This window comes from Glaciecola sp. G7-5, assembly GCF_055808975.1.
Window position 1 is genome coordinate 4066203 of the sequence record NZ_CM147892.1, and the last position, 13185, is coordinate 4079387.

Here is a 13185-nt window from a genome sequence, read left to right on the forward strand (position 1 = left end):
AAAAAAGGAAATCCAATGCAAGACTACGATGACACCCCCTCGCTTAAGGTGACCAATCCCTTTCAAGCAGCAAGCGAAATTTTTTATAAACCCAAAGCCGTATTTGAAGCACTCAGTGTGCGTGACAATTGGTCATGGATACCGTTTTTACTGTTGGCCATAATTCTGTTCTTACCGCCCTATTTGTATTTTGGTATTGTTAATTTCGACTGGTGGCTTGATACCGCCATCATGCCTTCACTAGAAAATCTATCACCTGCTGAGCAAGAGAACCGTTTGGCAATACATGGTGGTCAAGTGCAAACCCAACTCACCAATGCAATAGCGCCAGCGATTAGCATCATTATTTTAAGTGCAATAAAAGCATTATATTTAACACTGATGACCAAAAACGACGAAAAAAGTATACATGGTTTTACGGATTGGTACGGCGCAGTGCTTTGGATAGCTATGCCAGTATTGGTGAGTGCATTGGTTGCCTTACTCTTGTTAACCTTTCAAGAACCCGGTGCACAAATTTCATCAGCAATTATCGCTCCTTTGTCACTGGCCTTTCTTTTTGGCACTGACATGTCTTCACCATGGTTTAGCTTAATGAGCATACTCAGTATAGATAGCTTTTGGATGATCTTTTTAGCCTACGTTTGCCTTAGAACCTGGACCCAATTTAGTCAAGTTCGTGCCATCATTATTGCCTTAATTCCGGCGCTATTTACTTGGTCGTTAACCGTAGCAACCGCAATGATTATGCAATCTCAAGCCGTATAAAGATGCACTATCTACCTTTTATGCCTAATGCGTGTTTTTGACGTTTAGGCATAAAATAATCTGCGTTATGGTAAAAGTCTGTAGATTGTTCACAATGCGCCCACCCGGGGATGCCCAAAATAGGTAGTGGCAACCAAGGCCGTTTGGATTTCAATATTTGCTTGTCAATTAAATGTTCACGTATAAGTTGGTCACATTGCGCATAAAAGCGCGGGTCTCGCTTTGACATACCCTGTAAATTCTGAAAATCCGCATCACTTAATTCAATAACGCTTACCTTTGCGGTTAAACCGATAAATGGCGTCAATAACATTTCCCATAATGCGTGTCCAAAAACGAGTGGAATTATGCTCGAATGCCATTTTTTCGCTCCTGCAACAAAAACCTCTTGCCATTGGTGCTCTTTAATTTGGGTGTTGATCACAGGGCAAGATGTAAACAAAATAAGTCCACATTCATCAAAATGGGTAAGCCTATCGCGCACCGGTGTGCGTTTTTTGCGCTCGCGGTTAACGCAATCTCTTGCATATGCGTTTTATTGAGGAAGCGCTTGGTTTTAGGAAACTGTGTCCATATGAGTCCGTTGAAAAAGTCATGCCAGTTGCGTCTGGTAGGTACCTCCTTTGACTCGTATATGATTTCTTCATAATAACGTTTATCGGTAGCGAATAGTGCCGAATCGGTGAAGGTCACGTCTATATTGTTGGTTAATCGTTGCGCTATTTCGTTTAAACAATCTGCGTTAGTTAAATTTTCATATATCTTAAGTTCGTTTGCAGCAACTGATTCACCTCTCATGCCTGCTAGCTTTGCTGTAAAATCCTCAGGTCCATGATCGGAATACTTTCTCAACCCAGTGGATTCGATAAACGCTAGCAGATCATTAAATGGCGGCGTTAACGTCAAGGCCCCTAAACAATCTAGGGCAGAAATAGATGGGTGTAAACTTGTGTCATCTTTTAGATCGCTTATACTCATGGTGAGATTTGCATTCCTTATTTATGCAGACATAATTTTCGACATTCTAGGATATAACAATGAATAAAAACCCGATATCGTTATCTTCAAAAATTAAGCTTTTTACCAAGACATTGTCCGCTTCACCTTTTAACATCGCGCTGGCCGTGTCAGCCCTTATTGGTTTAGGTGCATGTGCTGACGAACAATCTACCACCACCCCTGCGGTGCCAATGGCAAGCAACTTTGAACAAGTATACAACGAAGTCAGTGAAAGCGAATTAATTGAACACATAAGTGTTTTAGCAAGCGACGAATTTGGTGGTCGTGCACCAGCCAGCGAAGGCGAAAAGCTAACACTTGACTATTTGAGCACGCAATTAAAAGCGGTTGGCTTTACACCCGGCAATGGCGACAGCTTCTATCAACAAGTTGATTTGATGCAAATAACAGCTTCCCCAAAAATGACCTTAACGATGGGTGAAAATTCGTTTCAGTATAAAGAAAATATGGTCGCAGGCTCCAAACGGGAAGTAGGCGAAATAAATGTGAACGACTCCGACATTGTGTTTTTAGGTTATGGCGTAAACGCACCCGAATATGACTGGAATGATTATGATCAAGTAGACGTAAAAGGCAAAACGGTAATTGTATTGGTAAACGATCCTGGCTTTGCCAATCCTGACGGTGACAAGTTTGAAGGCGAAACGATGACCTATTATGGTCGTTGGAGTTACAAATATGAAGAAGCGAGTCGCCAAGGGGCTGAAGCCGTATTTATTGTTCACGAAACGGCGCCCGCTTCTTATGGATGGTCGGTTGTTGCGAATAGTTGGAGTGGTCCTCAATACGGCTTAGTATCGAGTGATGCAGGGGCTAGCAGAGTCGCTGTTGAGGGATGGCTTTCTTACGACGCAGCGGTCAAGGTTTTTGCAGAATCGGGGCTTGATTTTGAGGCAGAAAAAGCCAATGCTTTACAAGGTCCTTACGCAAAAGCGTTAACGAGCAAAGCCTCTATTAGTGTAAAAAACACTATCAAAAAGTCGAAAAGCTACAATGTTTTTGCGACCTTGCCAGGTTCACAAAGCCCCGATGAGCACATCATTTATACTGCCCATTGGGATCACCTTGGTACAGATCCTGAAAAAGAAGGTGATGGCATTTACAATGGTGCGCACGACAATGCAACTGGGGTCGCGGCGATTTTATCAATGGCCAAAGCATTTGCCTCATTAGATCATGCGCCCAAAAGATCAGTCAGCATGCTTATCGTGACCGCCGAAGAACAAGGCTTATTGGGATCAAAGTATTATGCAGAAAACCCAATTGTGCCTTTAGCTAAAACGGTAGCCAATATTAATATGGACGCGATGAATGTATTAGGACAAACCAAAGATGTATCGGTTATTGGGATGGGTAAATCTGAATTGGAAAACTATTTAAAGAAAGCGGCCAACAAACAGGGACGTATTCTTACCCAAGAAGGACGTCCACAGGCCGGTTACTACTATCGCTCTGATCACTTCAGCTTTGCCAAGTTTGGCGTCCCTGCACTTTACGCCAAAGGTGGTGAACAACCGATTGACGAAGAAACAGCAAACTATCGCAAGCGCATGAATGTGATTGTAACGGGCTGTTATCATCAGGTATGTGATCAATTCCGCGAGAGTTGGAATGTGAAGGGCATAGTTGAAGATACGCAGTTACTGTTCGATGTTGGCTATCAGCTTGCTAACACAGAAAGCTGGCCAAAATGGAATAAAACTAGTGAGTTCCAACGACCTTAAGCTGTTCGTTTATTAAGCGAAAAGTACAAAAAACCGCTGGCATAACACCCAGCGGTTTTTTCATATAACAAATAAACACTTGCAATTTTCTTGTATCATGGCAAATTCACGCACTGGACGTTGATTTTCAGTAAAATAATAATAATAGTAAATGGCTTTAGCCTATTTCCTGCGTGCCAAGGTACGTTTGACTGATAAGTTCAAACATTGTGTACCAAGTAATGAACGACAGAAATTTTAACTCTCTCTTTTAATTAATAACGTAAGGCAAGCCTTTTTATGTGTGGTATTTTCGGTATCTTAGATATCAAAACTGACGCTAGTGAGCTAAGACCAAAAGCGCTAGAACTAGCAAAATTATTGCGCCATCGTGGTCCTGATTGGTCAGGTATTTGGCAAGACGAACATGCAATACTCTGCCATGAACGTTTGGCGATTGTAGATGTTGATACGGGCGCTCAGCCGCTAATCAGTGACAACGGTAATCAAATACTTGCTGTCAATGGTGAAATATATAATCACAAAGAACTCGCCGCAAGTGAGTGCAAAGACTATTCCTTTGCTACAAAATCTGACTGTGAAGTAATTTTGCCTTTGTATCAGAAATATGGCGTTAATTTTATCGACAAGCTTGAAGGCATGTTCGCCTTCATTTTGTATGACAAAAGCAGTGGTGATTATTTAATCGCTCGCGACCATATTGGAATAATCCCCTTATATACCGGTTTTGATGAATTCGGCAATTTTTATGTAGCGTCTGAAATGAAAGCCCTCGTGCCTATATGTAAAACGGTACAAGAGTTTCCTGCGGGTCACTACATGCTAAATGGCAATCTCGTTAAATACTACGAGCGCGATTGGATGGATTACGAAAACGTAAAAGACAATCAAACTGATTTGACCGATTTAAAACATGCTTTTGAAAAAGCGGTTAAGTCGCATTTGATGTCTGATGTGCCATATGCGGTGTTATTATCCGGTGGTTTGGATTCGTCGCTGGTTTCTGCTGTCGCAGCTCGCTATGTAGCAAAACGCATAGAAGATGGCGACCAAAGCGATGCTTGGTGGCCCCGCCTTCACAGTTTTGCTGTAGGCTTGAAAGGCGCCCCAGATTTAATCGCCGCGAAGAAAGTTGCAGATATGATAGGTACTGTTCATCACGAAATACATTTTACCATTCAGGAAGGTCTGGATGCGATTCGCGATGTTATTTATCACCTTGAAACTTTTGATACTACGACCATCCGCGCAGCAACCCCAATGTATTTAATGACTCGCAAGATTAAGGCAATGGGTATTAAAATGGTATTGTCGGGTGAAGGTGCCGATGAAATCTTTGGTGGTTATTTATATTTCCATAAAGCACCAAATGCAAAAGAATTTCATGAAGAAACAGTGCGTAAATTAGACCGTCTACATATGTTTGACTGTGCCCGCGCGAATAAAGCAACATCGGCTTGGGGCGTTGAAACTCGCGTTCCTTTCTTAGACAAAAACTTTATTGATGTGGCGATGCGTTTAAATCCAAAAGATAAAATGTGTGTTGATGGTCGCATGGAGAAGTGGATATTACGTAAGTCTTTTGATGACGAGACTTACTTGCCAGCTGAAGTTTTATGGCGACAAAAAGAACAGTTTGGTGATGGTGTTGGCTACTCATGGATCGATTCCATTCGCGAATACGTTGATACAGAGGTTTCTGACCAGCAACTAGCAACAGCTAACTTCAGATTCCCTATTAACACACCAGATACGAAAGAAGGCTATCATTATCGTACGATTTTTGAACAGTTCTTCCCGCAAGAAAGTGCCGCGAAATGCGTGCCTGGTGGAAAGTCTATAGCCTGTTCTACTGTAGAAGCTTTGGAGTGGGATGCAAGTTTCAAAGAAATGGCAGACCCTTCTGGACGTTCAATGAAATCGGTTCACTCAGGTGAGTTTAAAGAATAGTTGATCTTAGAAGAAAAAGGCGCGAGTGTGAAAAAACACATTCGCGCCTTTTTTATTTCTATTTGTTGAGTCGCTTTTCAATCGGCTAATTTTGAATAGGAAAATACCAGTATTCAGGCTTGCCAATGGGCGTTAACGGGGGTAATAAAGGATTAGCTAAGCGAAAATTCAATGAATTTTTAATATCGAGTTTTTCAAGACTTTCACCATAATGTTCCATAAATAACTTCTCATAGCTACCGTCCTCGACCGCTCTTTGTAAACCTGTCTCTATCAGCTTTGCAAGCGTCAGATTTTGTTTGTTAGTGAAAAAGTACAAAGCACTAGGATAATAAAAAGAAATACCTTCACGTAAGCTCATTTGAGTAGAATGTTTATTCCCCAGTTCGTGAAACACCTCTATCACTGAGCGCGGGAAAAAATCAGCTAAGCGGTTATTCATCACCTCGGTTGCGTCAATATAATCTCTTGCTGTAACCACATTAAAGCCATTTGCTTGCAAAATTTTAGTATCAGGCCAGGCAATACCCTGAACTGGCGAATAAGCGATGAGATCGGCCATTTCGGTAATCGACGCTTTTAGAAACGGGCTTTTTTGTGAGCCAAAAACACGCGCCAGCCAATTAGCCCGCGCGTAATTGGTATACGAATTGGCCGCAATTGTTGCTCTCGTTGTACATCCGTCATAGACCACACTACATTGACATCGAGATTTTCTTCCAGCCTTTTTAAAGCCTTCGCTTGGGGCATGGGCTTTATTGATGTTTTTAAAACATAACGTACTGAGGTTTTTTGAAGTGCCAGCTCTAATAAAGCCAATGGGTAATCATAGCGAACGTCATTTTCTACCTCAGACTTTGGATAGGTAATTGTCCATACTGCGCCAAGAGCCTGATGAGGTAACAATACAGCCAAAACCAAGCTAATGCTAAAAACCATTTTCAAACGATTTATCAACATGTTTATTCAACCCCTATGTATTTATGTACTTGGACACTTAAGCGCCAATTTCGTTTGATACAGGTTTGAATGGCCAATTCAGTAGCCCTACTTTGCTGGCTAATCGGCTGTAAATAAACCAAAGGCGATTTATTGTCTCTTACGCCTATCGCGTTATCCTGCACAAGACCTTCAGCTTTTAACAACGCGTCTAACTCATCGACGTGTTTTTGCATGGCAACAGGGTGTTTTATTTCATTCGCTCTGTGCATCGCTTGAGACAAAATAGGCATTCCCGCTTTCATGTTTATTTTTGGCGAAACCGTGACCCAAGTACTCTTATGACATTGTATTTGGTAGGTTCCGCTAGTTTCAATTTGCGTTGAGTATCCGTCTGCGTATGCTAACTCGGTGAATTCTCTAAGGTCAAACATACATGGTTCACCGCCTGTAATCACAATGTGCTTAGCGGTGTAGCCTTGTTGTTGCAAGAGTGAAAGTAAGGTTTTGCTTTCACTTGTGAAGTATGTGGGCGCATCCGCGTTTTTAATAAAAATTTGCGTAGCCGAAACTTCGTTTTTAGGTAACACGTCCCAAGTATGTTTGGTATCACACCAAGGACATCCAACAGGGCATCCTTGCAAACGCACAAATATCGACGGCGTTCCCGTATACGAACCTTCACCTTGAATTGTTTCAAAAATTTCGTTCACCAACAATGTGGTCATAAACCCGCAGTCCCTAATATTCTTCAAATAAAAACGAATAAGCATTGGGATTTTAGCACCGATGACATAAAATCTGCACTGAAAAAACAAATGAGTATAAATATGAGTAGTAAAAAGGTCGTAATTATTTATTCAGGCGGTATGGATTCTTATACTGTGATGCACGTGGCTGCGCACCAAGGTTATGAAGTGCATGCGGTATCCTTCGACTACGGTCAGCGCCACAACAAAGAATTAGTTTATGCTAGAAACGTTACCCGTAAGTATAATATACCGCACAAAGTCGTTGATATATCGAGCATTAATCAATTAATTGCTGGTTCTTCATTAACCTCTGACATCGATGTACCCGAGGGTCACTATGAAGAAGACTCGATGAAACAAACCGTGGTGCCAAATCGCAACATGATTTTATTATCCCTCGCCGTTGGCTATGCGGTTTCAATTAATGCTGAAGCCGTTTATTTTGGCGCACATTCAGGTGACCATGCTATATACCCAGATTGTCGCACGGCTTTTGTTGATGCAATGAACGAAGTTTGCAAAATAGCAAACTACGAGGCTATTGAAGTGCGTGCCCCTTTTTTAAAAAAGGATAAAATAGATATTTTAGCTGAGGGCTTAGCGCTGGGTTTAGATTACGCCGAAACATGGACATGTTATAACGGACGAGAAAAGGCCTGTGGAAAATGTGGTGCTTGCCAAGAAAGACTTGAAGCATTTGCGCGAAACAACGCGACTGACCCACTTAGTTATGAGTAAATCACTTTACTCATAACTAATATTGCTTATTAATCGAGCGAAGCCGCGCTTATTTTTGGCTCTCAGAAACGAAATATTCAATTTCTTTGATGCAATGACGCAAGACTGGGTTTAAGCGGGTATTCTTGCCGTTCATCACAAATAATTCATGTTTAAAATTAAACATACTGCCTTTGGCGATAGGCACAAGCCCAGTCGCCGCGCCTTGTTCTTTGGCTATGTAGTCTGGCAATAAGCCCACATATTCGCCTGTCATAATCGCGGCCATGCACATTTCAAATGAATCTGAGAAGGTTTGAATAGACAAACGTTTGTTTGTATCAATGTAGTTTGATGACGACAAACCACTAATACCTATTGCAGGGTAGTCTTCAATATTCACGTTCTCTGGTAAGGCATCAACCTCTCTAAACTTAGCAAGAGGGTGTGTTGGCGCACAATATAAGCGTCCCGCACAACTTACTCCTACGCTATGAAAGGTCACAGACTCAGGTTTGACCATATCGTAGGTTGATAAAACCAAGTGACATTCACCCGACAACGCAACATGTTCAACCTCGTTATACAAACGGGTCTGAATATTCACGTGAATATCATCAAACTTTTTCATTGTGCTTTTTACAGCCTTACTCACAGCAAGTTGTATTGACGTGGCTAAGCCTGACATTAGTACTATAGTAATATGCCCTGAATAGTCGTCGTGCAGCGATTTAAGGTTAAATACAAAATTATCAAAGGCGTTAAAAATGCGTTTGGTCTCTTGGAAAACCACTTCACCTTCTTTAGTCATTTGAAAGCCACCGCGCCCGCGGTGACAAAGCACCAAATCAAGGCGCTCCTCTAGCTTCTTAATCGCAGCGCTGATATTGGGCCGCTGCATCCGCAATACAGGCTCAGCAGCGGTAAACCCATTACACGATGCAACTGCATAAAACACCCTTAGCAATTTAATATCGGATTCTTGCAAACGGTTTAACATGAAAATACCTCAATAGAGTCAGCAGACTCGAGTATCAATACAGATACCCAAGCCCATACATATAATATTACTTAGTTATCGTTTCGTATAACTAAAACTTTACATGTATTTGTCTCTATTTGTATTGCTTCATGACAACCTAACAATTTCCTTGCGCAGCGCTTCCACTTCATCGCGCATAGAAGCTGCCTTCTCAAACTCTAAGTCTCGGGCAAAGCCAAACATTTCTTTTTCCATCACAGCCACTTTTTCCATCATCTGTTTAAGGCTTAATTGTTTGCTTGCAGATTGTTGATCAGATACTTTTCTCAATCTGACTTGGCCCGCTGCTGGATGGGCCGTACTATCACCTAAATCCATAATATCGGTGATGGGCTTGTTGAGAGATTTCGGCGTAATGTTATTCGCAATATTATGCGCTTCTTGTTTTTTACGCCGTCGCTCTGTTTCATCAATCGCTTTTCGCATAGACTTCGTAATTTTGTCAGCATACAAAATCGCACGTCCATTAAGATGCCTAGCAGCTCTTCCTATCGTTTGTATGAGTGATTTTTCTGCCCTTAAAAACCCTTCTTTGTCGGCATCTAAAATCGCCACCAATGACACTTCAGGCATATCAAGCCCTTCACGAAGAAGGTTGATACCTACAATCACGTCAAATTTACCAATCCTAAGATCACGGATGATTTCAATTCGCTCTACGGTGTCGATATCAGAATGCAAATAACGCACACGTACGCCATGTTCACTCAAATATTCAGTAAGGTCCTCAGACATGCGCTTGGTCAAGGTAGTAATCAACACGCGTTCGTTTAATGCTACCCGTTTGTTTATCTCGCTAAGCACATCATCAACTTGAGTGGCTACAGGCCTCACTTCAATTTCAGGGTCAAGTAAGCCCGTGGGCCTAACGACCTGCTCTACAACATCGCCTTCGCATTTATTTAGCTCAAAATCCCCTGGCGTTGCTGACACATAAATTGTTTGCGGTGATATATGTTCGAACTCTTCAAACCTAAGTGGCCTGTTGTCGAGCGCAGATGGTAGTCGAAAACCATACTCAACCAAGGTTTCTTTGCGTGACCTATCGCCCTTATACATGGCGCCAATCTGCGAGACCGTAACGTGAGATTCATCAATAAATAACAAGCCATCAGCCGGAAAATAATCAAGCAAAGTGGGGGGCGGTTCGCCTGGCGCTCTACCAGATAAATAACGTGAGTAGTTTTCAATACCTGAGCAATAACCTAGTTCTAGCATCATTTCGATATCAAACTGCGTCCGCTGGGATATACGCTGTTCTTCTAATAACTTATGGTTGTCTTTTAAATGACCTTGGCGTTCTTTAAGCTCTGTTTTTATATGGTCTATTGCACTGAGAATTTTTTCCCGTGGAGTCACGTAATGGGTTTTTGGGAAAACCGTCGTGCGCACCACATTCTTTTCTACCGACCCTGTGAGCGGATCAAATAAACTTAGCTTTTCAATTTCTTCGTCGAACAGCTCGATTCTAACCGCTTGTTTTTCGGAGTCGGCGGGGAAAATATCAATAACATCGCCGCGCACACGAAAAGTCCCTCGTTCAAAAGAGATGTCGTTGCGTTTATATTGTAATTCGGCTAATCGACGTAAAATGTCGCGTTGATCCATCATGTCACCTACGCGCAGATGCAACAACATTTTCATATAACTTTTAGGATCGCCCAAACCGTAAATGGCAGAAACAGAGGCAATAATAACAACATCACGCCGTTCCATTAGCGCTTTAGTCGCCGACAAGCGCATTTGTTCAATATGATCGTTTATCGAGGCGTCTTTTTCTATGAATGTATCGGTGCTGGGGACATACGCTTCAGGTTGATAATAATCATAGTAAGAAACAAAGTACTCTACGGCGTTATTCGGGAAAAACTCCTTCATCTCACCATATAACTGTGCCGCAAGCGTTTTGTTGTGCGCCATAATCAATGTAGGGCGCTGCACTTCGCTAATGATATTTGCCATGGTAAATGTTTTACCTGAACCTGTTACTCCCAAAAGCGTCTGGCCCGCTAAACCGCTTTCTAAACCTTCAACCAAGCTTGCAATGGCTTTTGGTTGATCACCAGCTGGTGAATATTTAGATACCAGATTGAAGCCTTTTGACATTTTTCACCCTTGTTGTATTTGTTGCCTATCAAGACGCAACTTCTTAATGTGCTAATAAAATGTTGAAAGCAGATAGTCGTCAGTATTATGAAAACTAAGCTAATGTGCACTTTTTCTTTTGACGCACCACTTCTCGGTTAAACCATAAATACGAAATAAGTGCAGCAAAGACGTTCGCGACAACACAGCCCCAAAATAGCCCTTCTAAACCGTAATAGTAACTTCCAATCCAAGTGATGGGTACGTAGCAAACGAACAAGCGGATTACACTCAAGCACAAAGCAGCGAGCGGTTTATGCATGGCATTAAAAGAACTATTAGTGAGTATAATAACACCCTGCAAGCCATAACCTATGGGCACAATCAGCAAAAATAAAGTGATTTGTTGAGCAACACTTTGTTCTTCGGCAAATACCGAAGCTATGTAAGGCGCGAGCAATGCTAATAATCCAAAGACAATAAATTGCCACACCATCACAAATCGTGTGCATATTTTATAAGCAGCGAAGATACGACTGAATTGATTAGCACCAAAATTTTGGCTTATCAATGGTGGTAAAGACATAGACATTGCTAACACTACAATACATGCTATCGATTCTATTCTGTTTCCTACCCCCCAAGCGGCAACGGCCTTTGCGCCATAGCCTGAAACTAATTTAGTCACAATTGCAGCTGAGATAGGGGTGAGCATATTCGCGCCAGCCGCCGGTAATCCTATAGTAAGTACGCCTTTAGCTGCGAGTATAAACTCAGTCCACGTCAAAACACGTGGCTCCATGAGCCCTCGTTTCACTGCAAGTAGATAGATAATCCAAACAACACAAACGGCCCATGCTATACAAGTCGCAATGGCGGCCCCTTTTATGCCCAAAGCAGGAAAGCCAAAGTAGCCAAAAATCAAAATAGGATCAAGCGCTGCATTTATCGCGCCTCCAACAGCCATGATAAAGCTAGGTGTTTTTGTATCTCCTGCCACCCTTAACACTGCATTCCCTACCATTGGAATGGCTAAAAATACACCGGCTAAATACCATACAGACATATAGTCATAAATTAATGGGAGCAATTCAGGCCCAGCTCCCATTAGCGTAAAAATGAAATCAATTGAGAAATAACCGCCGATACAAAGTATGCCGACCAAAAGGACGACGAGCATGAGTGCACCCGTGGCGAGTACTTTTGCTCTTGAACCCTCACCACTTCCCAGATATCGTCCAATTACCGCGGATGTGCCTATTCCCAGACCAATATTTAAACTGATCACAGTAAAGGTAACAGGAAAAGTAAAGCTGATGGCAGCCAATTCATTCGTTCCAATGAGGCTGACAAAAAAAGTATCGACAATAGAAAAGGTCATCAACATGATCATGCCGAGTATCATCGGCACAGTCATATTAACTAAGGTTGCCTTTATATCACCCTGCAACATGTCGTTTTTAGTAGAAACAGATTTAGTAGAAGACACCAAAATACTTGAGTAGATTAAATCGACATACAGTTTGCCCCATCCATTCGCGTAAAAATAGCAGTTTTTTGACTAATGTTAATGAAATTGCACCTTGCAGTACTCGAAACGACTTATTGTTCATTTAATATACAACTATACTATAGTATAATTGTTGGCTCAGAAACCGTGAAAATCACGCCAAAAAAATGACTCCCTGAATTTCAACCGCTTGTCAATAAATTTAACACACAGGGCGTATATTTTTAGTCTTAGATAAGACGACTAGCTTACCCACAGGCAATAAATACTTATAAGCTATTGTATTTATTATTATATTTACTAAATATCAGTATTATTCACTTTTTACGTTGACAATATTTGCTAAATAACGGTTATTTTATTCTTTAACTGTCAACAGACTTATCCACAGAAAATGTTGATAACTGGCTGTGTCGTAATAATGGCGCGAAGTACGTCGTTTTTTGACTTTTTATATGTAAGTTACCACTAACCTTGTGAACCATTTCATTATGTTGGAAGGCACTAAAGCACTGTTCATACAGACAGTGATCAAACATTTTTTTATTCTTTTTTGATATATCAAAACAAATTATGTCGGTTTTCGGGAATAGTTTTATTTTTCAACAGTTTCCGTTCAAAATTCGATATTTTTAAGATTTAGTTGTATCGAAACCCAATTTTCCATTTTCTATGATT

At 41.4% G+C, this 13185-nt stretch carries 12 protein-coding genes; 4 read left to right on the forward strand and 8 right to left on the reverse strand.

The features are described 5' to 3' along the window. Window positions 1–15: 15 nt before the first annotated feature. Window positions 16–768 carry a YIP1 family protein gene (locus AC0L6H_RS17895; RefSeq protein WP_473390586.1) on the forward strand — a complete coding sequence of 251 codons (753 nt, stop codon included), beginning with the start codon at window positions 16–18 and terminating at the stop codon, window positions 766–768. A 7-nt stretch (window positions 769–775) separates the two neighbouring features. Here AC0L6H_RS17895 and AC0L6H_RS17900 read toward each other — a convergent pair whose 3' ends face one another. After that, window positions 776–1210 (reverse strand): DUF3025 domain-containing protein, encoded by a 435-nt coding sequence (locus tag AC0L6H_RS17900; RefSeq protein WP_473390587.1) that lies wholly within the window; start codon window positions 1208–1210, stop codon window positions 776–778. Continuing rightward, window positions 1189–1746, reverse strand: coding sequence for a DUF3025 domain-containing protein (locus tag AC0L6H_RS17905; protein WP_473390588.1), 558 nt, complete (start codon window positions 1744–1746; stop codon window positions 1189–1191). The genes AC0L6H_RS17900 and AC0L6H_RS17905 overlap by 22 nt, the downstream gene beginning before the upstream one ends. A gap of 59 nt (window positions 1747–1805) precedes the next feature. Between AC0L6H_RS17905 and AC0L6H_RS17910 the strand changes: the two genes are divergently transcribed. Continuing rightward, a complete protein-coding gene (locus tag AC0L6H_RS17910) occupies window positions 1806–3512 on the forward strand; it encodes a M28 family metallopeptidase (RefSeq protein ID WP_473390589.1) in 1707 nt (568 codons plus the stop codon). Window positions 3513–3791: 279 nt separating this feature from the next. After that, a complete protein-coding gene (asnB, locus tag AC0L6H_RS17915) occupies window positions 3792–5462 on the forward strand; it encodes an asparagine synthase B (RefSeq protein ID WP_473390590.1) in 1671 nt (556 codons plus the stop codon). An 85-nt stretch (window positions 5463–5547) separates the two neighbouring features. Here asnB and AC0L6H_RS17920 read toward each other — a convergent pair whose 3' ends face one another. The 3 genes from AC0L6H_RS17920 to queE are packed head-to-tail and all read right to left on the reverse strand — an operon-like array spanning window position 5548 to window position 7129. Further along, window positions 5548–6024, reverse strand: coding sequence for a hypothetical protein (locus AC0L6H_RS17920; RefSeq protein WP_473390591.1), 477 nt, complete (start codon window positions 6022–6024; stop codon window positions 5548–5550). A gap of 17 nt (window positions 6025–6041) precedes the next feature. Then, window positions 6042–6422 carry a hypothetical protein gene (locus tag AC0L6H_RS17925; RefSeq protein ID WP_473390593.1) on the reverse strand — a complete coding sequence of 127 codons (381 nt, stop codon included), beginning with the start codon at window positions 6420–6422 and terminating at the stop codon, window positions 6042–6044. Window positions 6423–6424: 2 nt separating this feature from the next. After that, complete coding sequence (queE, locus tag AC0L6H_RS17930) at window positions 6425–7129, reverse strand: 7-carboxy-7-deazaguanine synthase QueE (protein ID WP_473390594.1); 705 nt, start codon at window positions 7127–7129, stop codon at window positions 6425–6427. Here queE and queC point away from each other — a divergent pair. Continuing rightward, the gene (gene queC / locus AC0L6H_RS17935) at window positions 7088–7891 is read left to right on the forward strand and encodes a 7-cyano-7-deazaguanine synthase QueC (RefSeq protein WP_473390595.1); all 804 of its coding nucleotides are present in this window, start codon (window positions 7088–7090) and stop codon (window positions 7889–7891) included. The genes queE and queC overlap by 42 nt on opposite strands. Before the next feature lie 49 nt (window positions 7892–7940). Here queC and AC0L6H_RS17940 read toward each other — a convergent pair whose 3' ends face one another. The 3 genes from AC0L6H_RS17940 to AC0L6H_RS17950 form a co-directional block, all read right to left on the reverse strand. Further along, window positions 7941–8870: a LysR family transcriptional regulator gene (locus tag AC0L6H_RS17940; RefSeq protein WP_473390597.1), complete on the reverse strand. Its 930-nt coding sequence runs from the start codon at window positions 8868–8870 to the stop codon at window positions 7941–7943. Between the two features lie 129 nt (window positions 8871–8999). Further along, window positions 9000–11018, reverse strand: a complete 2019-nt coding sequence (gene uvrB, locus AC0L6H_RS17945) for an excinuclease ABC subunit UvrB (RefSeq protein WP_473390598.1) — start codon at window positions 11016–11018, stop codon at window positions 9000–9002. Window positions 11019–11112: 94 nt separating this feature from the next. Beyond that, window positions 11113–12486 carry an MATE family efflux transporter gene (locus AC0L6H_RS17950; RefSeq protein WP_473390600.1) on the reverse strand — a complete coding sequence of 458 codons (1374 nt, stop codon included), beginning with the start codon at window positions 12484–12486 and terminating at the stop codon, window positions 11113–11115. Between the last annotated feature and the right edge of the window lie 699 nt (window positions 12487–13185).